Source organism: Streptomyces sp. NPDC090108 (genome assembly GCF_044747185.1).
Taxonomy (GTDB): Bacteria; Actinomycetota; Actinomycetes; order Streptomycetales; family Streptomycetaceae; genus Streptomyces.
Genome location: NZ_JBIVDQ010000008.1, coordinates 234,420 through 260,841 on the forward strand (window position 1 = coordinate 234,420; position 26,422 = coordinate 260,841).

The following is a 26,422-nucleotide window of genomic DNA, read 5'->3' on the forward strand; positions in this document are numbered from 1 at the left end:
CTCGGCTCCCCCGGCGGCACCGGCCTCCGTACGACGGCCGCCCCGCACGCCGAGCCCCTCCCGGAGGCGACCCCGTGTCACTGATCACCACCCTGGCCCGGCTGGAGGCCGTCGCCGAAGGCCGGGCACAGCCCGCCGCGACCGTCCGGCACCGCCATCTGTCGGACCGACCGCTGGTGTTCGTGCCGCTGATCACCGCGGGCGAGGCCGGTGCCCCGCTCGGCGCGCTGGTCGGCACCGACCGGGACGCGCCGCGCCTGCTGGCCGTGCCGCAGCCCCGCGACCGGGACCTGCGCTTCGCGTTCCTCGCCGAACTGGCCGATGTCGTCCTGCCGTACATCGAGAGCTGCTCCGCCGAGGTCGAGGCGGCCGAGCGCACCGCGGCCGACCCGGAGACGGGCAAGCGGGTCAAGGTCGAGGCCGAGCTGTGCGCGGACGCGCCCCAGCTGGTGGTGCCGAGCCGGGCGGGCCTGGACCTCGTACGGCTGCTCGGCCGCTCCATGCGCTTCCGGCGCACCGCCGAGCAGGACCCGGAGACGCCGTACCCGGCGCCGCCCCGGGTCCCGCTGCTCGGCCGCTGGCTGACCCACTACGGGGAGCGGTCCCGGGTGCCCGGCTCGTCCCTGCTGCTGGCCGCCACCGACGTGCTGTCCCGGCACTGGGCGACCGGCCAGTCCAGCCTGGAGGACCAGCACCTGGGCGCCCTGCTGGCCTGGATCGACGTGCCCGAGGGCGGCAGCGGCGCCGAGGCCGCGCACCGGGCCGAGCTCGCGCGCGACGCCGCCGGCCAGCTGCTGTGCCCGCCGGCCGGACCGGCCACCGACCCCGCGTTCGACAACAAGCTGCTCGCCCCGGCGATCGAGCGCTACGACCGCGCGCGTTCGGCCCTGGCCGCCGCCGAGGACGCCCTGGAGGCCGACGACCGGCTGGCCGCGCTCACCGCGGCCGAGCGGCACGTCCGCGAGCTGGTGGAGAGCCGTACGCGGCCCACCTGGGACGCGGTGTGGCGGGGCCTCGACCTGCTGCGCGAGCTGCCGGAGGGCGGGCACGTGGAGGAGCGGTGGACCAGGGACCGCTGGTCGTTCACCGCCCACCGCGACCGGGTCGTGGCCGGCGAGCCCCCGCAGCCGCGCCGCGACGACGCGGTGACGGCGGCGAACAAGCTCGCCACCCGGGAGCGCGAACAGGCCCGGCTGGAGGCGCAGGAGGCGCTGGACGACCCGCTGGTGATGGCGGGGCGGCGGCTGGCCGGCGAGGCCTTCGCGGGCGAGGTGACCGATGTCGTCATGGCGTACAGCGAGGGCAGACGGCCGAGTCCGCGCCCGCTGGTGACCGTGCGGACGGAGGACCGGCCGTACCTGGCGGAGCGCGCGAAGGTGTACCGCTCGCTGGGCGGCAAACCGCAGGCCGCGGAGTTCACCGGCTGGGAGGACGAGGGCGAGGGGTCCGGCGGTCTCGCGGTGCTGCGGATCGTGGACCGGATGGGCCGGGGCAAGGAGCCCGCGGCCGGTTCGCTCCCCGAGAAGGGGGACCTGGTCTGCTTCACCCTCTTCGAGCACGAGCAGCGCGGCGGGGCGAAGCTGCCCGACCCCGACCGGACCCCGTGGACGCACGGCGGGCCGCCGGGCGAGGCCGTGGCGGAGGCCGCCGACACCATGACCGAGGAGGACGTCCTGTGACGACCGTCGACTTCGACCCCGGGGCCGCGGCGACGCGCGCGACGGACGCGATCCTCCACGACACCCTGCACGGCACCGAGCGGGGCGTGGTGGTCGACTCCCCGCCCGGCGCGGGCAAGTCCACGCTGGTGGTCCGCGCGGCCCTGGAACTGGCGGACGCCGGACGCCCGCTGATGGTCGTGGCGCAGACCAACGCGCAGGTGGACGACCTGGTCCAGCGGCTGGCCGCGAAGAATCCCGGACTGCCGGTGGGCCGGCTGCACAGCAGCGACACCGACGCCTACGACAAGGCGCTGGAGGCTCTGCCCAACGTCCGCATGTCGGCGAAGGCGGCCGATCTCGGCGGGCTGCCCGTGGTGCTGTCCACGGCCGCGAAGTGGGCGCACGTCACGGTGGACGAGCCGTGGCGGCACGCGATCGTGGACGAGGCGTACCAGATGCGCTCGGACTCCCTGCTGGCCGTGGCCGGGCTGTTCGAGCGGGCGCTGTTCGTGGGCGACCCGGGCCAGCTGGACCCGTTCGCGATCGTGGGCAGCGAGCAGTGGGCGGGCCTGTCGTACGACCCGTCGGCCTCCGCCGTGTCGACGCTGCTCGCGCACAACCCGGGGCTGCCGCAGCACCGGCTGCCGGTCTCCTGGCGGCTGCCGGCCACGGCGGCGCCGCTGGTCTCGGCGGCCTTCTACCCGTACACCCCGTTCCGCAGCGGCACCGGGTACGGCGACCGCCGGCTGGCCTTCGCCGTCCCCTCGGACGGCTCGGCCCCGGACCGGGTCATCGACGAGGCCGCGGAGTCCGGCTGGGGCCTGCTGGAGCTGCCCGCCCGGCACACCCCGCGCACCGACCCGGAGGCGGTGCGGGCGGTCGCGGCGGTCGTACGGCGCCTGCTGGACCGCGGCGGCGCGGCCGTGTCCGAGGGCTCGCCGGACGCGGCTCCGCTGACCGCCGACCGCGTGGCCGTCGGCACCGCCCACCGCGACCAGGCGGCGGCCGTGCGCGCGGCGCTGGCGGATCTCGGCGTGGCCGACGTGACGGTGGACACCGCCAACCGCCTCCAGGGCCGTGAGTACGACGTGACGGTGGTCCTGCACCCGTTGTCCGGCCGCCCCGACGCCACCGCGTTCCACCTGGAGACCGGCCGCCTGTGCGTGCTGGCCTCCCGGCACCGCCACGCCTGCATCGTGGTCTGCCGCGCGGGCGTCGGCGACCTGCTGGACGACTACCCCTCCACGGACCCGGTCCAGCTGGGCACCCTGGTGAAGTTCCCGGACGGCTGGGAGGCCAACCACGCGGTCCTCGCCCACCTCGCCGAACACCGAGTCACCTGGCGCCCCTGACCACCGGAACCCCGGCCCCCCTCACCTGAGGCCCGTGACCACCGGAGCCCCTGCTTCCGGGCCACCGGCGGACGTCTGTGCGGGGAGGCGCCGCCTAGGGCCTCTTGCGCCCGCGCGGGACAATGGACGGTGGCCCGTCCGAGGGGAGGGGCCACCGGACCGTACGAGGAGGAGATGCAGACATGGCGGAGCCCACGCCGCGTCGGAACGAACCGCGGCTACGCCCCGCGTCCCTGGTCTTCGAGCCCGTGGCGGCGGCCGCGGATCCGGAGCACTTCTTCGACCTGGAGTCGCTCGACGACCCGCGGGCCCTGCTGACGCGGGCCACGGAGCTGACCCAGGCGTTCCGCGCCGCGGCCGACCGGGCCATGGAGTTCCAGGCGCTCGCCGCCGCCCAGCTCGCCGACCCGCGCCGCTTCGACCGGCTGACCCCGGCGGACATCGCCGAACGCGCGGAGTGGACCGAGGACTACGCGAAGAAGATGGTCGAGTTCGGGCGCGATCTGATGCGCGGCGCCGACGCCGAGGGCCGCACGCCCGTCGACCCCGTCTGAGGCCGGCCCGCCGGCCCGGGCCCGCATCCGGCCGACCCGCCCGGCATATGCCAGGCGGGCAAGATACGGGCACCCGCCCCTTCCTGTCCCGGTTTTCCGCAACCCAGAGGAACCGCGCCCTCACCGCCGGTACACCTGGAGCATGACCAGCGCACCGGACATCACCTCCGCCACCGCCGACGGGGCCGCGTGGCTCGCCTCCGCGGGGGCCTTTCCGCGCAGCACGCGCGCCCTCTGGGAGGAGTACCCGGACGCCCCGGTCGTGCTGCCCTGCGGCACGGTGTTCGACGTGGTGAACGTCCCCGCGGTCTTCGGCCGCCGGATGCTGGACCGGTTATGGGACGAGGGGCCGGGCGCCGGCCCGGTCGCCGTCCACCGGGGCCGCATGCTGCTGTTCGCCGCCCCGGGCACCGCCCAGCGCCTCCCCTCGCTGCTGGCCTGGGAGGAGTGGGGAGCGGCGGGCAGCCGCACGGAGGCCGTGCCGCCGCTGCTGTGCCACGGCACGGGTGACGCGGTGACCGTGCCCGCGCCCCGCGGCGACGACTCCCCCGTCGCCGGCGGCTCCCGCTGGCTGGTCGCGCCCGACACCCGGCACCCGTGGCTGCCCGGCCCCGAGGTGCTGCTCTGGGCGGCGGTACGGGCGGCCCGCCGCTGGGCGGGGATATCGATTTTTCCTCCCGCCGATCAGGATGCTAATGTCTACGACGTCAGCAGGCGCCGCTAGCTCAGTTGGTTAGAGCAGCTGACTCTTAATCAGCGGGTCCGGGGTTCGAGTCCCTGGCGGCGCACGCGAAGGAAACGGCCGACAGGTTTCGCAAGAAACTTGTCGGCCGTTTTCGTATGCCCGAGAACCCTCCGGGCGCCGGCAGGCTCACGTCCTCATCCGGCCACCCCCGGAGTGATCTTCACCGTCCACGCCCCCGAGGCCGTACGCCCCTCCGCCTCGACCTTCACCCCGTCGTCCGGCACGGTGACGCTCTCCCCGAGGGCGAGTGGCGCGTCGGCCAGGGGCGGGTAGACGGAGTTCTCCCAGCAGGCCCGGGAGCGCGGGTGGGCGTCGATCACCTGGACCGGTCCGTCACCGGACTCGATGTCGTCGCGGACCCGGTAGACGAGGATGCCCTGCTTGCACGCCGTACGGTCGTTGCCGGCCGAGCCGCGCGCCTCGACGGCGAGGACGCTGTCCGGGCCGGTGCGCACGAGCGCCAGCTTGGTGCCGCCGCCGAGCCCGAAGGCGGGGGCGCCCGCCGTGCCCCGCACCGGCACCCCGGGGCCCGCGGCCAGCGGTTCCAGGGTCAGCCGGGTCGCCCGCGTGCCCCGTACGCACTGCACCTGGCGCGGATCCAGCCAGCCCAGCTTCCACTTGTGCCAGGCGAACAGGTCCGGGGAGAGCCCGAACTGGCTGCCCATCAGGTCCCAGTCGCCGACATGGGTGTCCCAGTCGCCCTCACCGTCCTCACCCGGGCGGTGGTAGAGGTCGGGGAGGTCGAAGACGTGACCGGTCTCGTGGGCGAGCACCAGCCGGTCGGGCGGGTGCCGCTCGAAGACGGTGACGACCCGGCGGACGTCCGTGCCGTCGAGGTGCGCGGGGGTGTCGAGGTTGACGACCTTCGTCGCGTCGGAGTCCACGCCGGGCGCGTCCGGGTCGGCGACGAGGTAGACGACGCGGAAGCGCGAGAAGTCGACCTCCCGGTCGGCCACGGCGAAGGCGTCGTGCAGATAGGCGGCGCGGTCGGGCTCGCTCCAGTCCCGCTTCATGGCGTACGCCGTGGACGGCTTCGGCATGCGCAGCCAGCGCCGGAGCGGGTGCGGGCGCAGGGTGAACCTGCCGTAGGAGGCCTGCTGGAAGAAGCGGCTGGTGGCGGGGAAGTGATCGGCGGTCAGTTCGTCGGGGGTGGTGCGCGGGGTGGCGTCCGGGAAGGACAGGAAGATCAGGACCGCGTCGAGGGAGCCGACGGGGCGCACATAGGCGCGGTTCCAGGTGTCCACGCCCTCGGAGTGGTGGGCCTCGGTGCGGTGCAGTGCGCAGGGTGCCGTCGAGAAGGGCTCGGCGACCGACGGGCCGGTGAGGATCGAGGTCGCGGCGAGCGCCGACATCGTGGTGGCCACGGCGGCGGTGCTGCGCAGCTTGGGCACGGAACAGACCTCCGGATGCGGTTCGCGGGTACGCCGAAGGGCGCCGCATCCAGACTGTGGTGATTTCCGATGTTATGCACTGTTCATCTGAACCAGAAGGGTGAGTACGCCCGTTTGCGCGCTCGCACACACCGGCGGACGACACCCCGGATCACTCACGGAACGTCACAAGTGGTCGGGGGCCCGAAGAACCCGTCCAGGTGCGGGCAGAAACGATCTGTCAGAACGGTGGTGCGATCCGGGACACTGGAGAGTGGCTGGAAGGGCCCGGGGCCAGCCTCTATGATCGGCACACTTTCCGGCACGGACAGAGATCGAGTGCACTGCGGGAGCGAGCGGTGAGCGGAACGTCCGAAGGGCCGACGCCCGCGGCAGACCTCGACCGGTCAGCCGTCACAGACAGTGACCCTATCCCCTATCATCGTGTCTTCGCGGCCGCCCCTGTCTCCATGGCCGTCGTGAACGCCCAGGGGCTCGTGGTGAACGCCAACGCGGCGTTCGCCGAGCTGCTCGGCATCCCCCTCGACGCGCTGGCCGGACGGCCCGCCGCCGACCTGGTCGACCTGGCCGCCGACCCCCGCACCTGGCACGCCTACCGCGAGGTGCTGAGCGGCCGGCAGGCGAAGCTGCGCTGCACCCGGCGCCTGAAACACCGTGACGGCACCTCGGTGTGGGCGCAGATCACCGTGGCACCGCTGGCCGACGGCGGCGCGGGCGTGCTCCTGTCGGTCGCCGACGTCAGCGCGCACCGCGAACTCCAGGCGCGTCTGCGGCACTTGCAGATGCACGACCCGGTGACCCGGCTGCCCAACCGCACCCTGTTCTTCGAACGCCTGTCGGCCGCGCTGGAGGCGGAGGCGTACGAGCAGGGCGGCACCGGGCGGATCGGCCTGTGCTACCTGGACCTCGACGGGTTCAAGGCCGTCAACGACACCCTCGGCCACCGCGTGGGCGACCGGCTGCTCGCGGCCGTCGCGCAGCGGCTGACCCGGGTCGCCGACGAGGCCGGGTACGCCCGCACCGGCACTCCGCTGGTGGCCCGGCTCGGCGGCGACGAGTTCGCGCTGCTCGTGGAGGGCTCCACCGGGACCGACCAGCTCTCCGACCTCGCCGACTGCGCGCTCAGGGCCCTGGAGGAGCCGTTCGACCTGGCCGGACAGCGGCTGTCGCTGACCGCGTCCATCGGCGTCGTGGAACGGCACGCGGCCGGTACGACCGCCACCGGTCTGATGCAGGCGGCGGACACGACCCTGTACTGGGCGAAGGCGGACGGCAAGGGCCGCTGGACGCTGTTCGACCCCGAGCGCAACGCGCACCGGATGACCCGTCAGGCGCTGTCCTCCACGCTCCGCCCCGCCATCGAGCGCGGCGAGTTCGCGCTGGAGTACCAGCCACTGGTCGGCATGGAGGACGGCCGGCTGAGCGGGGTGGAGGCGCTGGTGCGCTGGCACCACCCGCAGTTCGGCACGCTGACGCCGAATCGGTTCATCGGACTGGCCGAGGAGGACGGCTCGATCGTGCAGCTCGGCCGCTGGGCGCTGACCACGGCCTGCCGTCAGGCCCGGCGCTGGCAGCTCGACCACCCGGACGAGCCGCCGATCTTCGTCAGCGTCAACGTGGCCGTGCGGCAGGTGTGGGACTCCGACCTGGTGGCGGACGTCGACCGGACCCTCGCCGAGACCGGTCTGGCCCCGCACCTGCTCCAGCTGGAGCTGACCGAGTCGGCCGTGATGGGTTCGGCCGGGCGCCCGCTGCAGACCCTCCAGGCCCTCAGCGACATGGGGGTGCGCATCGCCATCGACGACTTCGGCACGGGCTACTCGAACCTGGCCTACCTCAGCCGGCTGCCGGTGTCGGTCCTGAAACTCGACGGCTCCTTCGTACGCGGTTTCCAGTACGAGGAGCACCAGGAGGCGGCCAAGGGGGCGGCGCCCAACCCGGCCGACGAGGTCATCGTGGAGGCGATGATCCAGCTGGCCCACCGTCTCGGGCTGACCGTCACCGCCGAGTGCGTGGAGACCTCGGCGCAGGCCACCCGGCTGCGCCGGATCGGCTGCGACACCGGACAGGGCTGGCTGTACTCCCGCCCGGTGCCGCCGGACCGCATCTCCGAGCTGCTCGGGGTGCAGACCTACGCGGTCGGCAAGCCGTAGGCGTCCGCGATCAGTTCGTAGGAGCGCAGCCGCAGGGCGCCCCGGTGGGCGTGCGAGGTGAGCATCAGCTCGTCGGCCCCGGTGCGCTTCTGCAGGCCGTCCAGACCGGAGCGGACCTCGTCCGGCGTCCCGTGGATCACGTTCGCGGTCCAGGAGGACACGAACTCCTCCTCCATGGGGCTGAACTCGTAGTGGTCCACCTCCGCCGGGTCGGGGAAGAGGCCGGGGCGGCCCATGCGCAGCCGGAGCATGTTCAGCGCGGCCGCCCGGACCTGCCTTCGGGCCTCGGCCTCCTCGTCCGTGGCGAGGGCCGAGACGCCGATGAGGGCGTACGGCCGGTCGAGGACCGCGGAGGGCCGGAAGGTCTGCCGGTACAGGTCGAGCGCCGGGACGGTGTTCTGCGCGGAGAAGTGGTGCGCGAAGGCGAAGGGCAGTCCGAGCAGGCCGGCCAGCCGCGCGCTGAAGCCGGAGGAGCCCAGCAGCCAGACCGGGGGGCGGTGCGGGGACTGGACGCCGCCCGGGGTGGTGCCCTGCACCGGGCCGGGGATCGCGTGGATCCGCCCGTAGGGGTGGCCCTCGGGGAAGTCGTCGTCGAGGAAGCGGATCAGCTCGGAGAGCTGCTCGGGGAAGTCGTCGGCGCCCTCGTTCAGGGTGTCGCTGCGGCGCAGCGCGGCCGCGGTGGCCCCGTCCGTGCCGGGCGCCCGTCCGAGGCCCAGGTCGACCCGCCCCGGCGCGAGGGCCTCCAGCGTGCCGAACTGCTCGGCGATGATCAGCGGGGCGTGGTTGGGCAGCATGACGCCGCCCGAGCCGAGCCGTATGCGGTCGGTGTGGGCGGCGAGGTGGGCGAGGATCACGGCCGGCGAGGAGGAGGCGACGCCCGGCATGGAGTGGTGCTCGGCGACCCAGTAGCGGTGGAATCCGCGCGCCTCGGTGGCCTTCGCGATGTCCACGCTGGTGCGCAGGGCGTCGGTCGCCGTGCTGCCCGCCCCGACGGTGACCAGGTCCAGTACGGACAGGGGTACGGGTGCGGTGCCTCGCGTCGCTCCGCGGATCTCGTCTGCCGACACGGTGCGTGCCTCCTGGTCTGTTGCCTGAGCGGTGTCTCTTGCCTGAGCGGTCCTGCCCGAGCACAACGGAAGGGTGCCTCCGCTTATTCCTGTGACGCCCGCCTCCGCCGGTGACGGGGCCCGCGCAGGCACCGGGGCGGCCCGGGGGCCGGGGTCCGGCGGACCGGGCGTTCGCGGGCCGGAGGCCGCTGTTGACGCTCGCGGGTGCGGGTGCGAGCGTGGTCCATCCGCGCATGCCGGACGCCCGGTGCGCCCGTACGGGAGGACGGCCCGCCGATGCCCATCCCGACCCGCCCCACCCTGCTCGTGCTGGACGCGGACCCGCCGCCCCGGCTCGGCCGTCTCACCGGCCGTGCCCGGGTCGTGCACACCGACGCGGCCGGGCTGGCCGGGCAGCTGCCCCGGGCGGACGTGCTGCTGGTGTGGGACTTCACCTCCCGGGCCGTGCGCGAGGCGTGGCCGGGGGACGGTCCGCGGCCGCGCTGGGTGCACACGGCGAGCGCCGGTGTGGACCATCTGCTGTGCCCGGAACTGGCCGCGTCCGCGACGGTGGTGACCAACGCGCGCGGCGTCTTCGAGCTGCCGGTCGCGGAGTACGTCGCCGCGCTGGTGCTCGCGGCCGCCAAGGACCTGCCGCGCACGCTGGAGCTCCAGCGGGAGCGGACCTGGCGGCACCGGGAGTCGCGCCGGGTGGCGGGCACCCGCGCGTGCGTCGTCGGGTCGGGTCCGATCGGGCGGGCGATCGCCCGCGTGCTGAAGGCGCTCGGGGTGACGACGGCGCTGGTGGGGCGGGTGCCGCGGACCGGCATCCACGGCCCGGCCGACCTGGACCGGCTGATCTCCCGCGCGGACTGGGTGATCGCCGCCGCACCGCTGACCGAGCAGACGTACGGCATGTTCGACACCCGCCGGTTCGGGGTGATGCAGCCCTCGGCGGTGTTCGTCAACGTCGGGCGGGGGCAGCTGGTCGACGAGGAGGCGCTGGCCGAGGCGCTGCGCAGACGCTGGATCGCGGGCGCCGCGCTGGACGTGTTCACCCACGAACCCCTGCCCGCGGACAGCCCGTTGTGGGGGGTGCCGGGGCTGGTCGTCTCCCCGCACATGAGCGGCGACACAGTCGGCTGGCGGGACGAACTGGGCACCCAGTTCGTCGAGTTGTACGAGCGCTGGGCGGCGGGCAGATCTCTGGTGAACGTGGTCGACAAGAAGCGCGGCTACGTACCGGGCCACTGACCCACCGGGAGGGTGCATGCAGCTCACCGACCTCACCGCCGTACAGCTCCTCGACGGCTACCGCAAGGGCGAGTTCAGTCCCGTCGAGGCGACGGCGCAGGTGCTGGAGCGGGCGCGCCGCGTCCAGCCGGAGGTCAACGCGTTCGTGCGGCTGCTGGAGGAGGACGCGGCGACGCGGGCCCGGGAGTCGGAGGAACGGTGGCGGCGGGGCGAGCCGGCCGGGCTGCTGGACGGGGTGCCGGTGACGGTGAAGGACCTGCTGCCGCTGCGCGGCCACCCGACCCTGCGCGGCTCGAAGACCGTGTCCGCGCAGGGTGGTTGGGACGAGGACGCGCCGTCGGTCGCCCGGCTGCGCGAGCACGGCGCGGTGTTCGTCGGCAAGACGACGACGCCGGAGTACGGCTGGAAGGGGGTGACGGACTCCGCGCTGTCCGGGGTCACCCGCAACCCGCACGATCCGTCGCGCACCGCGGGCGGCTCCAGCGGCGGCAGCGCCGCGGCCGTCGCGCTCGGCGCGGGCCCGCTGTCGCTGGGCACGGACGGCGGCGGCAGCATCCGCATACCGGCGGCGTTCTGCGGGATCTTCGGGCTGAAGCCCACCCGCGGCAGGGTGCCGGTGTATCCGGTGAGCGCGTTCGGCGCGCTCTCGCACGTCGGCCCGATGACCCGGGACGCGGCGGACGCGGCGCTGATGCTGGACGTGATCTCGGGCCCCGACCCGCGCGACTGGTCGGCGCTGCCCCCGCCGGCCGGCTCCTTCCGGGCCGGGCTCGACCGGGGGGTGCGCGGGCTGCGGGTGGCGTACTCCCCCTCGCTGGGCGGGCAGGTGGCGGTGCGTCCGGCGGTCGCGGCGGCCGTACGGCGGGCGGTGGCGGCGCTCGCGGACCTCGGGGCGTACGTCGAGGAGACCGACCCGGACCTCAGCGACCCGGTGGCGGCCTTCCACACCCTGTGGGCGGCCGGAGCGGCCCGTCTCACCCGGCATCTCTCCCCGCACCGGCGGCAGTTGCTCGATCCCGGGCTGCGCGAGATGTGCGCCCGGGGCTCCCGGCTGAGCGCGCTGGACCATCTGGCGGCCACGGAGACGGCCGCGGACCTCGGCCGCCGGATGGGCCGCTTCCACGAGCGCTACGACCTCCTGGTCACGCCCACCCTGCCGATCACGGCGTTCGAGGCGGGCGAGGAGGTGCCGGCCGGCTCCGGGCTGCGCCGCTGGACCGGCTGGACGCCGTTCACGTACCCGTTCAACATGACCGGGCAGCCCGCCGCCACCGTGCCGGTGGGCACGGACGGCGGCGACGGCGGCGGCCTGCCGGTCGGACTGCAGATCGTGGCCGCCCGGCACCACGACGGCCTGGTCCTGCGCGCCGCGCACGCCCTCCACGACGCGGGCCTCACCCCCTAGGAGGAGCCTCCCCGCTCTTCCCGGGCCCGCGACGCCCCGGAAAAGCGGGTGCATAGGACGGTTACGCGTGGGTAGCCGCGCCGCCATGGCTCCACCACTCGGGAACGGCACACCCCCGCCTCGGCGGCCGGGAGACAGATTCGGCAGACGTTCGGTCCTCACCGGCGCGGCGGCGCTCGGCGCGTGGGGGGCGGCGGGGCTCACGGGCTGCACGCGCGTGGCCCCGGCGTCCGCCAGGAGCGGCGGCGACCTGCTCGCCCGGCTGCGCGCGCAGGGCGTCGTACGGCTCGGCATCGCCGGTGAGATCCCCTTCGGGTACATCGACCGGGACGGGCGGCTCACCGGTGAGGCGCCCGAGCTGGCGAAGGCGGTGTTCGGGCGGCTCGGGGTGCACCGGGTGCAGCCGGTGCCCACCGAGTTCGGCTCGCTCATCCCCGGCCTGAACTCCCAGCAGTTCGACGTCGTGGCCGCCGGGATGTACGTCACCCCCGAGCGCTGCGAGCAGGTGATCTTCGCCGACCCCGACTACCAGATGCTGGACTCCTTCGCCGTCCGCAAGGGCAACCCCGAGGGGCTGCGCTCCTACAAGGACGCGGTGGCGAAGAAGGCGCGGTTCGCCACCGGTACCGGATACGCCCAGATCCAGCACGCGGTGGAGGCCGGGTACAAGGAGAGCGACATCCTGATCGTCCCGGACCAGGTCGCCGGACTGAACGCGGTGGAGGCCGGCCGGGTCGACGTGTTCGCCGGTACGGCCGTCACCGTCCGCGAGGTGGTGCGGAAGTCGGCGAAGGCCGAGGCCGTCAAGCCCTTCGTGCCCCTGGTCGACGGCGAACCGCACGTGGACGGGGGCGCGTTCGCGTTCCGGGCCGCCGAGACGCGGCTGCGGGACGCCTTCAACACCGAGCTGCGCGCGCTCAGGAAGAGCGGCGAACTGTTCCGGATCCTGCGGCCCTTCGGCTTCACCGAGGCGGAGATGACGGACCTGACCGCGAAGGAGCTGTGCGGCGGATGACACCGGGGCTCTGGAAACTCGTACTGGAAGGCGTCTGGACCACCCTGCAACTGCTGGTGTCCAGCGCCCTGCTGGCCGCGGCGGTGTCCTTCACCGTCGGTCTGGCCCGCACCCACCGGCGCCGCGCCGTGCGCTTCCTCGCCGGCTTCTACACCGAGGTGTTCCGCGGCACCTCGGCACTCGTGATGATCTTCTGGGTGTTCTTCGTGCTTCCGGTCGCCTTCGGCCGGCAGCTGGTCCCGATGTGGGCGGGCACGCTGGCGCTCGGCCTGACGTACGGCGCGTACGGCGCGGAGATCGTGCGCGGCGCGCTGGGCGCGGTCGATCCGGCGCAGCGGGAGGGCGGCATCGCGCTGAGCCTCACGCCCGCGCAGCGGATGCGGCTGATCGTGCTGCCGCAGGCGGTGCCGGAGATGATCCCGCCCTTCTGCAATCTGCTGGTCGAACTGCTCAAGGGCACCGCGCTGGTGTCGGTCATGGGCATGGGCGACCTGACGTTCAGCGCGAACCTGGTACGGCTGGCGCTGCAGCGGAGCGCCGAGATCTACGCCTACGTGCTGCTGATCTACTTCGTGATCGCCTTCGCGCTGACGCGGCTGATGCGCGCGCTGGAGAAGCGGCTCAAGGCCTCGGTGGGCCGGGACGCGGGCACGGAGACGGCGGCGCGGGCGTCCAGGCGGGCGAAGACGGCCGGGGTCGCGGCCGGCGGAGGTGGTGTCGCGTGAAGTGGGACTGGAACGCGGTGGACGCGTTCATGCCCGACCTCTGGAAGGGGCTCCTGGTCACCCTCCAGGCGCTGGCCCTCGGCTCGCTGATCTCCTTCGGCCTCGGTCTGGTGTGGGCGCTGCTGGCCCGGGCGCCGTCCCGGTGGGTGCGCTGGCCCGTCGAGGCGGTCACCGAGTTCGTGCGCGACACCCCGCTGCTGGTGCAGCTGTTCTTCCTCTTCTACGTGCTGCCCGAGTGGGGCCTGACGTTCTCGGCCCTGGCCACCGGCGTCTGCGCGATCGGGCTGCACTACTCGACGTACACCATGCAGGTCTACCGGGCCGGGATCGAGGCGGTGCCGGCCGGCCAGTGGGAGGCGGCGACGGCGCTGAACCTGCCGCGGCGGCGGACCTGGACCGCGGTGATCCTGCCGCAGGCGCTGCGCCGGGTGGTCCCGGCGCTCGGCAACTACGTGATCGCCATGCTCAAGGACACGCCCCTGCTCATGGTGATCACCGTGCTGGAGATGCTCGGCCGGGCCAGGCTCTTCTCCCAGCAGCACTTCCAGTTCACCGAGCCGGTCACCGTGATCGGCGTGGCCTTCATCCTCATCTCCTACCTGGCCTCCCTTGCCCTGCGAGCCCTGGAGCGACGCCTTGTCCGCTGACACACCCGTGACGAAGGAACCCGACACGCACGCGGAGCCGGCCGCGGCGGGCGGCGAGCTGATCCGGCTGGAGGGCGTCACCAAGCGCTTCGGGTCGAACACCGTGCTGGACGACCTGGACTTCTCGGTCCGGCCCGGCCGGCACGTGACCCTGATCGGGCCCTCCGGCTCGGGCAAGACGACCATCCTGCGGCTGCTGATGACCCTGATCGAGCCGGACGCGGGCACGATCACCGTGGACGGCGAGCATCTGTTCCCGGCGCCGGAGAAGCAGGTCCGGGAGGTCCGCAAGAAGATCGGGATGGTGTTCCAGCAGTTCAACCTGTTCCCGAACATGTCCGTGCTGCGCAACATCACCGAGGCTCCGGTGCAGGTGCTCGGCATGTCCCGGGACGAGGCCGAGGAGCGGGCCCGCGAGCTGCTGGACCTGGTGGGGCTCGCCGACAAGTGCGACGCGCGGCCCACCCGGCTCTCCGGGGGCCAGCAGCAGCGGGTGGCGATCGCCCGCGCGCTGGCGATGCGCCCGCGCGTGCTGCTGCTGGACGAGGTGACCTCCGCGCTCGACCCCGAGCTGGTCGCGGGCGTCCTCGACCTGCTCAGGGACATCGCGCGCAGCACCGACATCACGATGCTGTGCGTGACCCACGAGATGGGTTTCGCCCGCGACATCTCCGACCAGGTGCTGATGTTCGACTCCGGGCGGGTCATCGAGTCGGGTCCGCCGGAGAAGATCTTCAGCGATCCGGAGCGGGACCGTACCCGGGAATTCCTCAGCGCGGTCCTGTGACCACGGACCGTCAGGGAGGGAACAGGCGAGGTCCACACGTTGGGTCATGACTCTGGCATATGCCAGAGGGTCTGCGTCGCAGTTGGGAGGGGACGGCGGGAGCGTCAATCTCGCCAACACCCCCTCCCCGTCGGCCTTTTGCCCGCTATCGTGGAACCGATCCGCCGACCGGATTTCGCGGCCCAGAGAGCGAGCGCAGGGGGAAACCGTGGCGCTGAAGCACGAGCCGACCGCCCCGTACCACTCGGCCCAGGACGCGCTGCGGATCCTGGAGACCGTGGCCCGCCACTCCGCCGGCGTCACCGACTCGGGCCTGGCCCACGACACCGGTCTGGGCCGCGAGCGCCTGACCCTGCTGCTGCGCATGCTGCGCCGCGAGGGCTACGTCGAGCAGATCGCCGACGGGACGTACGTCACCGGCGACACCCTGCGCCGGCTCACCTCGGCGCACGACCGGGAGCGGGCCCTGCGCGAGAAGCTCCAGCACACGCTGGACCGGCTGCGGGACTCCGTCGGCGCGGCCGTCTACATGAGCCGGTACGTGGACGGCGAGGTCCGGGTCACCCAGTACGCGGCCGGACCCGCCACCCCGGCGGTCAACGAGTGGGTCGACTTCCGGTACTCCGCGCACGCCACCGCCGTCGGCAAGAGCCTGCTGACCCAGCTGGACCACAACGCGCGCCGCGACCACCTCTCCCGGCACAAGATGGCCCGCCTCACCTCGCGCACCATCACCAGCGACAAGCTGCTGCTCTCCCGCCTGGAGTCCCAGCCGCCGACCGTGCCGGTCCTGGACCTCCAGGAGTACGCGGTGGGCACGGTCTGCGCGGCCGTCCCGATCACCGCCGGCGCGGCCGTCGGCTGTCTGGCCCTGTCCCTGCCGGTGGAGCACGCCCACCGGCTGAAACAGGCCGCGGACACGCTCAACCGCAGCGCGGCTCCGGTACTGCTGTCGCTCACGCTGTAGGCGCTCCGGGGCGCCGCGCCGGGGTGGTCACGAGCACCCTCCGGGACCGGGTAGTATTTTCTTTGTCGCCGGCCGCGAGAGCGGAAGGCGAGAGTCAAGCGCCGCTAGCTCAGTTGGTTAGAGCAGCTGACTCTTAATCAGCGGGTCCGGGGTTCGAGTCCCTGGCGGCGCACAGAAGAAGGGCCCCTCGCGGAAGCGAGGGGCCCTTCGGCGTTCTTCCGTTCCGGTGGGGGCGGGGATCAGAAGGTCACGTCCGAGCAGGCGTAGAACGCGTTGCCCGTGTCGGCGATCGTCCACACCGCGAGGATCACGTGGTGTCCGCTCAGCCCGCTCGGCAGGGTGCCGCTGTGGCTGAGCGTGGCCGGCGGCCGCTGGCCGTTGTACGGCACGGTGAGGAACGGGGTGAGCGTGAGGTCCGAGCGGGACAGGGCGTGGTTCTGGTTCCAGCCCGGCTTGGTCACGTAGTACCGGAAGTCGGTCGTGGCGTGCATGGCCGTGAACTGCCAGCGGAAGGTGTACGACTGGCCGCCCGTCACCCGGGTGGTGGGCCAGGCCGCGCCGGACGGCGTCACCGGCGAGCTGATCTGGGCGAAGCGGCTCACGCCGCCGTTGCAGAGCTGGCCGTCGGCGGGCCCCGCGGCCGGGAAGCCCTTGGGGCCCTCGACGCTCTGCGGTTCCCACTGGATGTCGCCGCAGTTGGCGACGGTGCCGTTCTGGCAGAGCTTCTGCCTGCTGACGGGGAGGTCGGTGTAGCCGTGCCCGCTGGCACCGCCGGTGGAGAGCGCGAAGGCTCCGGCGGTCGCCAGCGCCAGCACGGCCGCGGACAACGTGGTCTTCGTACGCATGCTGCCGCTCCTGGAGAACGTGGGGGAATTTCAGCGAGCCGAGCTGTGCGGTAGGTCTAGACCAAGCTCCAGATTATTGCCGTCTGTTGAACATGTCCATACCAACCGCACGCCCGTACCGCCCGGATCCGCGGGTGCCGTCAGCCGGCTTCCCCGCGGCCCGAGCAGAACGCCACCGTCAGGTCCCGTACCAGGACCTTGCGTTCGTAGTCGTCGAGTTCGACCAGTCCGCGCATGGTCAGCCGGGTCACCGTGTCCTCCACCGAGTCCACGACCGAGCCGAGCATCAGGGACCGCTGCTGGGCGTCCAGCGCGGCGATCCGGCGCCGGTGCATCGCGCCGGCCACCTCCGGGGCGTACTCCACCCGCAGCGGCCGTACCGAGAACACCTCCAGGCCGACCGCCGCCGCGTCGCCCGCCACCAGCCGGGTCAGCACGTCCGCCGCCGTGTCCATCCCGCCCCGGGTGCCGCCCGGACCCTCCACCGGAACCCGCAGCAGCGCCGCCTCCACGCACTCGCGCAGGTAGGTCTCGTGGTCCTCGATCCCGAGCAGGGCCCGCGCGGTGTCCCGGACCCGCCAGACCACCAGCACGGTCACCCGCAGCGCCACCCCGCCCGCGTCCGCCGCCGGCATCGCCTCGCTGCGCCAGTGCCGCAGCCGTACGTCCGCCCGGCGGCGGCGCAGCAGCGGGTTGACCCAGAGCAGCCCGGTACGGCGGACGGTCCCGCGGTAGCGGCCGAACAGGCCGAGCACCCAGGCCCGTCCGGTCCGTCCCCGGGTCAGGCCGGCGAAGCCGCCCACGGCGAGCGCCCCGGCCCCGGCGTACGCCGCCCACTGCGCGGGTCCGAGGCCCGCGCCCGCGTGCGCCGCCGGCAGGCGCAGCGCGTGCGTCGCGAGCGACGGCAGCACCCCCGCCCACCACGAGGTGGCCACGCAGCCCGCGACACCGCCCGCCCCGGCGCACAGCCCGGCCAGCCCGGGGAGCGCCCGCGCCGGCTGCTCCATCAGCTCGGGGTCGACCTGGGGCACCGGACGGCGGCGGACCGGGGTGGCCGGCCGGCCCAGGCGCGGCTGCTCGCCGGTGCCCTGTCTGCGGCCCACCACGGCGGGCTTCAACGGCACCGACACGGGCGCCGGTTCGTCGCGGAAGAGCAGGTGGACGGGGATCTCCGTGGTGGCCTCGTTCTGGATGAGCCGGGGCGGCCGGGTGGCCGTGCCGGTGCCGCCCGGCGCTCCCTCCGGATACTCCTCGGACTCGGCCGTGTGTGACGTGGTCGTACTCATGCGTGCCTCCAGCCTCCGCGCCAGATGCGTCATGACAAGGGAACAAGCAGGTCAGTACAGGGGTGTACGGGGGTGTATCAGGGTGTGCGTGGACGTACGGGGGTGTACGGGGACAGGGACCGGGGGGCCACAAGGGACCAGGGGGCGGGGGCGGGACCGCCCGTACGGCACCGCCCCCGCGGGGCCGGCTAGGCGAACAGCCGGCGCCAGGTCTCCGGCCCCGGGTAGCCGTCCGCCGCGCCGCCGCGCCAGCCCTGGGCACGCTGGAAGGCCTCCACGGCCCGGCGGTCCGCGTCGCCCCAGACCGGACCGGGACCCTCGGTGTAGAACCTGCCGAGCCCCTTCTTCACCAGCTGCTGCCCCAGCTGGGTGACGAAGGCGTTGTCGGCGCCCGGGAGGAAGTAGTTCCGGCCGGGGTATCCGGGCACCCCGTGCGAGGCGGGCACCCCGGAGCCGGTCCCACCGGGCGTGGTGGATCCCGGGCCGCCGATGCCCTTGCCCTTGCCGGTCATCAGCAGCTCCCAGGTGCGCTTGCCGGGGAGCCCGTCGGCGTCCGGGCCGGTCCAGCCCTGGGCCTTCTGGAACGCCTGCGTCGCCCGCCGGTCGGCCTCGCCCCAGACCGGACCGGGACCCTTGGCGTAGTACGAGCGGCCGCCCCGGGCCACCAGCATCTCGCCGAGCAGGGTCACGTACTTGTTGTCGGCCCCCGGGCCGAAGGACCGCTCGCCCGGGAACGGCACCGGCGCCTTGGCCGTGCTGCCCGGCTCCGCGCCCGCCGTGCCGGCGACGACACCCTTGTAGCGGTACGGGACGTACTTGTCCGCGTTGGTCCAGTAGGGATACGGGGTGGCCTGGCTGCGGGCGTGCGGCGGGGTCTGCTCGTACACCGTGTAGTAGGTGTGCGTGTAGTCCGTCCAGCCGCCGAAGATCACCACATGGGAGCCCTTCTCCGGGTTGGCCGGGTTGTGGAAGAGCAGCATGTCGCCGGGCTGCAGCTCCTCCTTCGTGATCTTCACCCCGAACTGGTCGAGGCTGCCGGTCCACTCGTTGGACAGCAGCCCCCAGGCCATGGAGACGTAGCCCGAGCAGTCCTGCCGGTACCCGTCCTTCCAGTAGGAGGTCATGCTGTACGGCACCTTCGCGGTCACCCAGGTCTTGGCCCGGTTGATGATCTCGGCGCGCGTGATGGTGGTGATCCGGGCGGCGGGCTTGGCGGGCTGGCCGGCCGGACCGTGCAGCGGGGCCTTGGGGCCCTGCGGGGTCTCGGGCCCGGTGTCCCCCACGGGGGAGCCGGGGCGGGGCGGGGAGTGGAGGGCGCTCTGGGCCGCGGCCGGACCGACCGCGCCGAGGGCGGCGGACGCGGCGGCGGCCACGATCACGACGCCCCGGACGGCCGGGCGGCCGCAGGGGTGGGCGGAGCGGGGCCGGGGGGACAGCCGGCGCCACTGGACACAGCCGGGGCAGTCGCAGTCGCTCGCGGGATCGAATTCCTCGAACACCGGAGCCGTCATGCGACCTACCTCACATTCTGGGTTGGTTTGTCCGCGCGTGTGCACGTTGATCAGTTTCACAACTGTCCGCGATACGCGCATGTTGACGGTCCGAATGATGTACACCCGTGCGGCGGCGCCCCCGGGGAGGCCCCCGGGCGATCCCCCAGGGGCACCCCGGACCGGCCGGGGAACTCCGCCTGGTCAAAGCCACCCCCCAGGTCATGTAGAGTTCTCTATGTCGCCGGCCGCGAGAGCGGAAGGCGAGAGTCAAGCGCCGCTAGCTCAGTTGGTTAGAGCAGCTGACTCTTAATCAGCGGGTCCGGGGTTCGAGTCCCTGGCGGCGCACAACGACGATGGCGAGCCACGTCCGCAGCAATGCGGATCCGGCTCGCCATCGCTGTATGTGCGCGACCGCGACCGGTTCTCCCTTTGGCCGGATACTCTCTGGCCATGGCAGCCCGGGACCTCCAAGAGCGGATCAAGAAGCTCATCATCGACCGCCGGCTCCCTCCGGGCGCCCCGCTGCCGACCGAACCGGAGCTGATGGAGTTCCTCGGGGCGAGCCGGAACTCGGTGCGCGAGGCGCTGAAGGCGCTCCAGGCGATGGGCATCGTCGAGATCAGACACGGTTTCGGTACGTACGTCGGCCCCATGTCGCTCGCCCCCATGATCGAGGGCCTCGCCTTCCGCACGGTCGCCGGGCACCATCGCGGCGAGGACTCGCTGCTCCAGCTGCTGGAACTGCGCGAGGCGGTGGAGACGGGGCTCGTCTCCCGGCTGGCCGGACGGCTGTCCGAGACGCATCTCGCGGAACTGGACGCCCTGGTCGACCGCATGGAGCGGGAGGCCGCCGAGGGGCGGAGCCTCGCCGGGACCGACCGCGCCTTTCACGCCACCCTCTACCGGGGCCTGGACAACGTCCTGCTGTGCGAGGTGCTGGAGGCGTTCTGGGAGGCCTTCCACCAGGTCCGGCGCGATCTGGCGGACACTCCGCGGGACCCCCGGGTCACCTGCCGGCAGCACCGGGAGATCCTGCGCGCGGTCCGGTCCGGCGACGCGGTACGGGCGGAGGAGGCGATACGGGACCACTTCGGGGGCATCCGCGCGCGCCTGTCCCCCGCCGGATCCCCTGGCCTCCCGGGGCCTTCCGAGTGCTCGGGGCCCTCGGGGCCCTCGGGGTCCAGCCCGGCTCACGGCGAACGGGTCTGACGGGCTGGTCCGACCCGGTCCGTGCTCCGAGGTCAGGCCCGTGCTCCGAGGCCAGGAGCCGGTGCCCGTGAGGTCAGGAGCCGGTGCCCGTGAGGTACGCGGAGACGACCACGTTGGCCGTGTAGCTGCCGCTGACCCGGTCGAAGGCACCGCCGCAGGTGATGAGACGGAGTTCGGCGCGGCCGGGGACACGGGTGCCGTAGGCGCGCCCCGCGTCGAAGCGGTCGTTGGGCAGCACCTCGACGTCGTCGATGGTGAACGTGGCCACCTTGGCGTCGGCCCGCACCACCCGGACCGTCTCGCCGGGGGTGAGGGTGCTGAGCTTGTAGAAGACGGCCGGCCGGGTCCGGGTGTCGACGTGCCCGACCAGCAGCGCGGTGCCCGCCGCCCCGGGAGTGGCGCCGGCGCCGTACCAGCCGACCACGCCGGGCTGGTCGAACGGTGGCGGGTCGATGCCGCCCCGGCTGTCCAGGCCGCGGCTCACCACCGGTGCCTGCACGCCCAGCTCGGGGATGTCGACGCGCTGCGGGACCGACCGGCCCAGCGGGTCCGCCGGGTCGGGCAGCGGGACGCCCGCGGACCGGCCGAGGCCCGCCACGTCACCGCTCGCCGTACCCGACGGGCCGGCCGGCACACCGGTCACGTCGCGGCCCCACAACCACAGCCCGGACAGCAGCACCGCCCAGGCGGCGGCCGTGACCAGCCGCCCGGTGCCGGTGGAGCGTCCGTGTTCCTCGTGGGACATCGCCGGGCCTCAGCCCGTGCCGCGGCTCCGGCGGGACCTGAGCACCCCGACGGCGGCCGCGGCGCATCCGGCCAGGGCCAGCCCGGTCAGCGCCTGAAGGGTGCCGGGGCCGGACCCGGTGGTGGCGACCGTCGCGAAGTGGGTCGTGTCACCGATACCCGACGCGACATGGGTGCCCTGACCGGTGGCGGTGCCGCCGCCGCCCGCGTGCACCGGGGCGACCGGTGAGGCGTCGTCGAGGGGTTCCGCGGAGTCGTCGGAGTCGTCGGTGCCGTCCGCGGACGTCCCCGAGACCGTGATCCGGCCGGTCAGAACCTGCCCGGCGCAGGTGACCCGGACGTCGTAGGCGCCCGTGCCGGCGGCCGAGCGCACGCGGGTCTCCCCCGTCAGCGTGCCCTGGGCGCCGGTCAGCCGGGCGTCGGAGACGAACGCGGCCGAGGTGGCGGTGGCCTGCGAGGCGGAGCAGTCGCGTACCCGCAGGGACACATCGGCGCCCGGCGCCGGTGCGGCCGGGGTCACGGTGACCGTGCCGTCGGGGTTGTCCCCGTCCGCCGCGTGGGCCGTCGGGGTGAGCGCGGCGACGGCAAGGACGCCGGTACAGAGAGTGAGGCGAAGTGAGCCCATCGTTAACCTCCAGATAAGGGGAGGCTCCCCCGGACGGCGCCCCGCCGCATCCCCAGGAGGTGTCCGGTTGCTCCATCCGGGCGAGAGCGGGCGCGGGGAGGGTTTGGGACCACCGGCCGGGCGCGACGGACGACGGCGCGGACGGGGACGGCGGCGGACCCGGGGCGGCGACGGACCCGGGGCGGCGACGGACCCGGGGCGGGGCGGCCCGCGGCCGGCCCCGCCCGACAGGGGTCAGACGAGGTCGACCAGGTCCGCGATCGAGTCGACGACGCGGGACGGGCGGAAGGGGTAGCGGTCGATCTCGTCCCGCTGGGTGACGCCGGTCAGCACCAGGAAGGTGCGCATGCCGGCCTCCAGGCCCGCGAGGACGTCGGTGTCCATGCGGTCACCGATCATCGCGGAGGTCTCGGAGTGGGCGCCGATCGCGTTGAGGCCGGCGCGCATCATCAGCGGGTTGGGCTTGCCCACGAAGTACGGCTTCTTGCCGGTGGCCGCGGTGATCAGCGCGGCGACGGAGCCGGTGGCGGGCAGGGCGCCCTCGGTCGACGGGCCGACGTTGTCGGGGTTGGTGGCGATGAACCGGGCGCCGTCGTTGATGAGGCGGACGGCCTTCGTCATCGCCTCGAAGGAGTAGGTGCGGGTCTCGCCGAGGATCACGAAGTCGGGGTCGTGGTCGGTGAGGATGTAGCCGACGTCGTGCAGGGCGGTGGTCAGCCCGGCCTCGCCGATGACGTAGGCGGTGCCGCCGGGACGCTGGTCGGCCACGAACTGGGCGGTGGCCATGGCCGAGGTCCAGATGTTGTCCACCGGCACCTCCAGACCCATCCGCTGGAGCCGGGCGTGCAGGTCGCGGGCCGTGTAGATCGAGTTGTTGGTGAGGACGAGGAAGGGCCGCTCGGCCTCGCGCAGCTTCTTCAGGAAGGCGTCGGCGCCGGGGATCGGGACGCCCTCGTGGATCAGGACGCCGTCCATGTCGGTGAGCCACGACTCGATGGGCCTGCGGTCTGGCATGTGCGTCTCCTGGCGTGCGTACGGTCAAGAAAGGCTGGGCGCCGGAACCACGCGTACCGACGCCCCCAGCCTAGTCAGGGCGGCTCGCTCCCGACCCCGATGACGGGGCTTCCTCACGGACCCGGGGCGCGGGACTCCGGGTGCGGGGGGGGCTGGGCCCCGGGTGCGGTTGCGGTTGCGGTTGCGGTTGCGGTTGCGGTTGCGGTTGCGGGGAGCCGACCCGGGTGCGGGAGGCCGGGCCGGCTCCGGGTGCGGAGGCGCGGCACGGTCCCGCAGGGGGCGCCTTCCCCGCGGTGCCGTCCGGACACTCCTTTCCTCCAGGTCGGCCGCCCCCGGCGCGGGTGCGGGTGCTGCCGCCGGGTCTCAGCGGGCGCCGTCGAGGAGGGCGGGCAACTCGGCTACGGAGCCGAGGACATGGGTGGCACCCGCGGCCCGGAACTCGGCGTCGCCGTGCGCCCCCGTGCGCACGCCCGCCACCAGCCCGGCCCCGGCGCGTACGCCGCTGAGCACGTCGTAGGAGGTGTCCCCGACGACGGCCACCTGCCGCACGTCCTGCGCCGCCCCGGTCCGCAGGAAGGCTGCCAGGACCATGTCCGGGAAGGGCCGCCCGCGCCCGCCGGCGTCGGCCGGGCACAGGGTCAGCGGCACCAGCGGCTCGGGGTCCAGCCAGCCGAGGGCGGCGAGGATCGCGTCCTGGGTGACGCGGGCGAAGCCGGTGCTGAGGACGACCGTACGGCCGCCGGCGGTCAGTTCCTCGATGGCCTCGCGGGCGCCGGGGACCGGTGCGAGGAGACCGTCGCCGACGAACGCGCCGTACGCCTTCTCGAAGGCGGCGTTGGCACGCCGGGCCCGGTCCTCGTCGCCGAACAGGTGCCGGAAGACGGTGATCTTGGACTCGCCCATGGTGGCGCGGACGTACGCGAGGTGCCGGGCGTGCTCGGGGGAGCCGGGCCCGACGCCCAGTTCGGCGGCCGCGGCGGTGAACGCCCGCTCGACGAGCCCGCCGTCGGCGACGGTGGTGCCGGCCATGTCGAGGACGACCAGCCGGATGTCCGGGGCGCGGGTGGCGTGTTCGTGGACGGCCGCCCCGGCGGGGACGGTCGCGGTGGAGGCGGTCACGGTGTTCTCCTCGGTCAACTTGGCTACCAGCCCAGTTCGTTCGCGGTGGTCTCGGCTATCGCCGGGGAGCAGGTCATGCCGCGGCCGCCGGGCCCGGTGACCAGCCACACCCCGTCACCCACCCGCTGCCGGTGCACCACGCGGCCCGGATCGGTGCACTGCGCGTACACCCCGGCCCAGCGGCGGCGGATCCTCGGCAGCGGGCGGCCGAGGAAGGACTCGACGACTCCGGCGAGATGGTCGTAGGGGTCCTCGACGGTGTCGAAGGCGAAGGGGTGCTCGTACTCGTGGGTGTCGCCGATGGTCAGACCGCCGTCGGCCCGCTGGACCATGAGCAGTTGCATGCGGTGGGCGGCGGCGGTCTCCGACTGCGGCCGGGCGGCGGCGAGTTCGTCCAGCGCGGGCGAGGCGTAGGCGGGGTAGTAGCGGAAGCTGTCGGCGTCGGCGACGGAGGTGGTGAGCGGCTCGCCGAGGGGATCGGTCTGCATCATCTGGAGCCGCACCCGGCGCACCGGCAGTCCGGGGCCGACGAGTTCGCGCACCAGCCCGCCCAGCCAGGCGCCGGTGCACAGCACGACCGCGTCGGCGCGGTGGATGTCGCCGTGGTCGTCGCGCACGGTCCCCGCCCCGACCACCTCGCGCACCTCGCGTCCCGGCAGGAAGGTGTAGTGCGGGGACTTCGACAGCTCCGCACGGAGGGCCTGCTGCGCGGTGCGCGGCTCCACGGCGGCGTCACGCTCGCAGTACAGCGCGGCGGTGAACTCTCCGCGCAGCGCCGGGTTGAGGGCACGGGCCTGCGCCGGAGTCAGCAGTTCGTACCCGCGGGCGGCGGCATCGGGGCGGGCCAGGGCGGCCTCGGCGACGGCGAGTTCGAGGGGGTCGCGGACGGGAGTCAGCGAGCCGTTGGGCCGGAACCCGAGGCCCGGCACGCGAGCCCCGATCCCCTCCCACAACTCCCGTGCCCGCAGGGCCGTTTCCAGCTCCTCGCCACCGGCGCGCCCACTGACCCAGATCTGCCCGAAATTACGGAGCGAAGCGCCGCGCGCCTCGGCCTCCCGTTCGATCTGGACCACCTGGTGGCCGCGCCGCAGGGCCATCCAGGCATGCATGGTGCCCACCACGCCCGCTCCGACGACTGTCACTTTCACGACGGCGACGCTCCTCACTGCTGGGGTCGGGCGCGAGCCCGGCGACATGACCACCCTGAACCCGGCGGAGGGTTTTGGGCTAGACCCGTTACCTTTTCGTTACCGAGAGGTCGGAGGAGTGCGGGCCCGGGCCTCGGACCCGGGACCCGTCGGAGCCGGGGTCTCAGCCGGTCAGGTGGGCGGTGAAGGAGAAGCGGTCGCCGCGGTACAGGGTGCGGACCCGTTCCAGGGGGTTGCCGTCCGTGTCCCTGGAGATCCGGTGGATCAGCAGCATCGGCAGGGCGGGCGGGGTTCCGATGAGCAGGGCCTCGCGGGGCGTGGCGAGCACGGTCTCGATGCGTTCGTTGGCGTCCCCGAAGGTGATGCCCTGGGCCTTCAGATAGGCGTAGAAGGAGGAGTCGGGGTCGAAGTCCCGCCCGAGTCCGGGGACCCGGCCGACGGACACGTACGTGCTCTCCAGTCCGACCCTCTCGTCGTCCGCGAGCAGGACGCGCTCCAGGTGCCAGACCGGCTCGCCCGGGGTGAGTCCGGTCTCCGCGGCGAGCGGCCGCGGGCAGGGGAAGCGGTCGAGGGCGACGAGACCGCGGCCGGGTGTACGGCCCTGTCCGCGCACGCCCTCCGTGTAGCTGACCAGCGACAGCGGCTGCGCCAGCTTGGGCCCGGCGACGGCGGTCCCCCGGCCCCGGCGCGTGAGCCTGCCCTCCAGCACCAGTTCGCGGACCGCCTGCCGTACGGTCTCGCGGGCGACGCCGTAGCGCTCCGAGAGGTCCCGTTCCGTGGGGATGAGCGCACCCTCCCCCAGCTCGTCCAGCAGGGCGGCGATGCGCGCCTTCACCGCGTAGTACTTGGGCACGCGCCCGTGCTCGGGGATGCCGGAGCGGACGGGGGCGCCGGGGGCCTGGTCGTTCGGGTAGTCCACGGGGGGATCGTCGCAGACGGGGCGGGGCCGGGTGGAGGGGGACGGCCCATGGGCGGGGCGGGGCGAGCGAAGGGGGCGTTCCCGGAGGGGGCGGGATGAGCGAAGGGATCGTCCTCGGGCGGGGTGGGGCGCGCGGAGGGGCCGGTCCTCGGGGGGGGGGGGGCGAGGCGGGCGGAAGGGCCGTCTCGGGGAGGAGGCGCGGGGGGGGGGGGGGGGGGGGCCCCCCCCCCCCCCCCCCCGCACCCGGGGCGGGGGGGGGGGGGGGAAGCGGGGCCGCCGCCCCGCACGCGCACACCCGGGGGGGGGGGGGGTCCCCCC

General features: G+C 73.9%; 24 protein-coding genes and 3 tRNA genes. 16 read left to right on the forward strand and 11 right to left on the reverse strand.

The annotated features are described in order from the left end of the window. The first annotated feature begins 74 nt into the window (after nucleotides 1-74). From ACIPRD_RS27400 to ACIPRD_RS27420, 5 genes are all read left to right on the forward strand, one after another. The gene (locus ACIPRD_RS27400; RefSeq protein WP_401566811.1) at nucleotides 75-1,679 is read left to right on the forward strand and encodes a hypothetical protein; all 1,605 of its coding nucleotides are present in this window, start codon (nucleotides 75-77) and stop codon (nucleotides 1,677-1,679) included. Next, entirely contained in the window at nucleotides 1,676-3,013 is a 1,338-nt protein-coding gene (locus ACIPRD_RS27405; RefSeq protein WP_401566813.1) for an AAA family ATPase, read from the forward strand. The genes ACIPRD_RS27400 and ACIPRD_RS27405 overlap by 4 nt, the downstream gene beginning before the upstream one ends. 182 nt (nucleotides 3,014-3,195) lie before the next feature. Continuing rightward, complete coding sequence (locus tag ACIPRD_RS27410) at nucleotides 3,196-3,567, forward strand: hypothetical protein (protein WP_356396883.1); 372 nt, start codon at nucleotides 3,196-3,198, stop codon at nucleotides 3,565-3,567. A gap of 25 nt (nucleotides 3,568-3,592) precedes the next feature. Then, entirely contained in the window at nucleotides 3,593-4,291 is a 699-nt protein-coding gene (locus tag ACIPRD_RS27415) for a bifunctional DNA primase/polymerase (protein WP_356399025.1), read from the forward strand. Further along, a tRNA-Lys gene (locus tag ACIPRD_RS27420) sits at nucleotides 4,282-4,355 on the forward strand. Before ACIPRD_RS27415 ends, ACIPRD_RS27420 begins: the two co-directional genes overlap by 10 nt. Nucleotides 4,356-4,446: 91 nt before the next feature. Here the strand turns inward: ACIPRD_RS27420 and ACIPRD_RS27425 are convergent. Beyond that, nucleotides 4,447-5,664 carry a M6 family metalloprotease domain-containing protein gene (locus ACIPRD_RS27425; RefSeq protein ID WP_356399023.1) on the reverse strand — a complete coding sequence of 406 codons (1,218 nt, stop codon included), beginning with the start codon at nucleotides 5,662-5,664 and terminating at the stop codon, nucleotides 4,447-4,449. Nucleotides 5,665-6,041: 377 nt separating this feature from the next. Here ACIPRD_RS27425 and ACIPRD_RS27430 point away from each other — a divergent pair, with 377 nt between their 5' ends. Then, nucleotides 6,042-7,856 (forward strand): bifunctional diguanylate cyclase/phosphodiesterase, encoded by a 1,815-nt coding sequence (locus tag ACIPRD_RS27430; RefSeq protein ID WP_356396880.1) that lies wholly within the window; start codon nucleotides 6,042-6,044, stop codon nucleotides 7,854-7,856. Here ACIPRD_RS27430 and ACIPRD_RS27435 read toward each other — a convergent pair. Beyond that, nucleotides 7,835-8,923: an LLM class flavin-dependent oxidoreductase gene (locus tag ACIPRD_RS27435; protein ID WP_401566817.1), complete on the reverse strand. Its 1,089-nt coding sequence runs from the start codon at nucleotides 8,921-8,923 to the stop codon at nucleotides 7,835-7,837. The two genes, ACIPRD_RS27430 and ACIPRD_RS27435, sit on opposite strands and share 22 nt — an antisense overlap. 276 nt (nucleotides 8,924-9,199) lie before the next feature. Here ACIPRD_RS27435 and ACIPRD_RS27440 point away from each other — a divergent pair, with 276 nt between their 5' ends. From ACIPRD_RS27440 to ACIPRD_RS27475, 8 genes are all read left to right on the forward strand, one after another. Beyond that, nucleotides 9,200-10,156: a D-2-hydroxyacid dehydrogenase gene (locus tag ACIPRD_RS27440; RefSeq protein ID WP_401566820.1), complete on the forward strand. Its 957-nt coding sequence runs from the start codon at nucleotides 9,200-9,202 to the stop codon at nucleotides 10,154-10,156. Nucleotides 10,157-10,172: 16 nt separating this feature from the next. Next, nucleotides 10,173-11,561: an amidase gene (locus tag ACIPRD_RS27445; protein WP_356396872.1), complete on the forward strand. Its 1,389-nt coding sequence runs from the start codon at nucleotides 10,173-10,175 to the stop codon at nucleotides 11,559-11,561. An 85-nt stretch (nucleotides 11,562-11,646) separates the two neighbouring features. Next, the gene (ehuB, locus tag ACIPRD_RS27450; protein ID WP_401566823.1) at nucleotides 11,647-12,576 is read left to right on the forward strand and encodes an ectoine/hydroxyectoine ABC transporter substrate-binding protein EhuB; all 930 of its coding nucleotides are present in this window, start codon (nucleotides 11,647-11,649) and stop codon (nucleotides 12,574-12,576) included. Further along, nucleotides 12,573-13,301 (forward strand): ectoine/hydroxyectoine ABC transporter permease subunit EhuC, encoded by a 729-nt coding sequence (gene ehuC, locus ACIPRD_RS27455; RefSeq protein WP_401566826.1) that lies wholly within the window; start codon nucleotides 12,573-12,575, stop codon nucleotides 13,299-13,301. The genes ehuB and ehuC overlap by 4 nt, the downstream gene beginning before the upstream one ends. Beyond that, a complete protein-coding gene (ehuD, locus tag ACIPRD_RS27460) occupies nucleotides 13,298-13,948 on the forward strand; it encodes an ectoine/hydroxyectoine ABC transporter permease subunit EhuD (RefSeq protein WP_401566829.1) in 651 nt (216 codons plus the stop codon). The genes ehuC and ehuD overlap by 4 nt, the downstream gene beginning before the upstream one ends. After that, nucleotides 13,938-14,735 (forward strand): ectoine/hydroxyectoine ABC transporter ATP-binding protein EhuA, encoded by a 798-nt coding sequence (ehuA, locus tag ACIPRD_RS27465; protein ID WP_401566832.1) that lies wholly within the window; start codon nucleotides 13,938-13,940, stop codon nucleotides 14,733-14,735. Before ehuD ends, ehuA begins: the two co-directional genes overlap by 11 nt. A gap of 208 nt (nucleotides 14,736-14,943) precedes the next feature. Next, the gene (locus tag ACIPRD_RS27470; RefSeq protein ID WP_356396857.1) at nucleotides 14,944-15,702 is read left to right on the forward strand and encodes an IclR family transcriptional regulator C-terminal domain-containing protein; all 759 of its coding nucleotides are present in this window, start codon (nucleotides 14,944-14,946) and stop codon (nucleotides 15,700-15,702) included. A 98-nt stretch (nucleotides 15,703-15,800) separates the two neighbouring features. Next, a tRNA-Lys gene (locus ACIPRD_RS27475) sits at nucleotides 15,801-15,874 on the forward strand. Between the two features lie 67 nt (nucleotides 15,875-15,941). Here the strand turns inward: ACIPRD_RS27475 and ACIPRD_RS27480 are convergent. The 3 genes from ACIPRD_RS27480 to ACIPRD_RS27490 all read right to left on the reverse strand — a co-directional run bounded on the left by ACIPRD_RS27480 (nucleotide 15,942) and on the right by ACIPRD_RS27490 (nucleotide 19,344). Further along, entirely contained in the window at nucleotides 15,942-16,547 is a 606-nt protein-coding gene (locus ACIPRD_RS27480; RefSeq protein WP_356396854.1) for a lytic polysaccharide monooxygenase, read from the reverse strand. A gap of 140 nt (nucleotides 16,548-16,687) precedes the next feature. Next, nucleotides 16,688-17,833, reverse strand: coding sequence for an SPFH domain-containing protein (locus ACIPRD_RS27485; RefSeq protein WP_401566835.1), 1,146 nt, complete (start codon nucleotides 17,831-17,833; stop codon nucleotides 16,688-16,690). Between the two features lie 188 nt (nucleotides 17,834-18,021). Continuing rightward, a complete protein-coding gene (locus ACIPRD_RS27490) occupies nucleotides 18,022-19,344 on the reverse strand; it encodes a peptidoglycan-binding protein (protein WP_356396848.1) in 1,323 nt (440 codons plus the stop codon). Between the two features lie 253 nt (nucleotides 19,345-19,597). Between ACIPRD_RS27490 and ACIPRD_RS27495 the strand changes: the two genes are divergently transcribed. After that, a tRNA-Lys gene (locus ACIPRD_RS27495) sits at nucleotides 19,598-19,671 on the forward strand. A 105-nt stretch (nucleotides 19,672-19,776) separates the two neighbouring features. Further along, nucleotides 19,777-20,535: a FadR/GntR family transcriptional regulator gene (locus tag ACIPRD_RS27500; protein ID WP_356396845.1), complete on the forward strand. Its 759-nt coding sequence runs from the start codon at nucleotides 19,777-19,779 to the stop codon at nucleotides 20,533-20,535. A gap of 73 nt (nucleotides 20,536-20,608) precedes the next feature. On the opposite strand, the gene ACIPRD_RS27505 is transcribed toward ACIPRD_RS27500, so the two are convergent. The 6 genes from ACIPRD_RS27505 to ACIPRD_RS27530 all read right to left on the reverse strand — a co-directional run bounded on the left by ACIPRD_RS27505 (nucleotide 20,609) and on the right by ACIPRD_RS27530 (nucleotide 26,104). After that, a complete protein-coding gene (locus tag ACIPRD_RS27505; RefSeq protein WP_356396842.1) occupies nucleotides 20,609-21,280 on the reverse strand; it encodes a class F sortase in 672 nt (223 codons plus the stop codon). 9 nt (nucleotides 21,281-21,289) lie between these two features. Continuing rightward, nucleotides 21,290-21,904, reverse strand: coding sequence for a hypothetical protein (locus ACIPRD_RS27510; RefSeq protein ID WP_401566840.1), 615 nt, complete (start codon nucleotides 21,902-21,904; stop codon nucleotides 21,290-21,292). A 234-nt stretch (nucleotides 21,905-22,138) separates the two neighbouring features. After that, on the reverse strand, nucleotides 22,139-22,918 hold the full coding sequence (locus ACIPRD_RS27515; RefSeq protein ID WP_356396836.1) for an HAD-IIA family hydrolase: 780 nt from the start codon (nucleotides 22,916-22,918) through the stop codon (nucleotides 22,139-22,141). Between the two features lie 363 nt (nucleotides 22,919-23,281). Then, complete coding sequence (locus tag ACIPRD_RS27520) at nucleotides 23,282-23,968, reverse strand: HAD family hydrolase (RefSeq protein ID WP_401567049.1); 687 nt, start codon at nucleotides 23,966-23,968, stop codon at nucleotides 23,282-23,284. A 92-nt stretch (nucleotides 23,969-24,060) separates the two neighbouring features. After that, on the reverse strand, nucleotides 24,061-25,233 hold the full coding sequence (locus tag ACIPRD_RS27525) for a TIGR03364 family FAD-dependent oxidoreductase (RefSeq protein WP_401566843.1): 1,173 nt from the start codon (nucleotides 25,231-25,233) through the stop codon (nucleotides 24,061-24,063). A 115-nt stretch (nucleotides 25,234-25,348) separates the two neighbouring features. Continuing rightward, entirely contained in the window at nucleotides 25,349-26,104 is a 756-nt protein-coding gene (locus ACIPRD_RS27530; protein ID WP_401566846.1) for a GntR family transcriptional regulator, read from the reverse strand. Nucleotides 26,105-26,422: the final 318 nt, after the last annotated feature.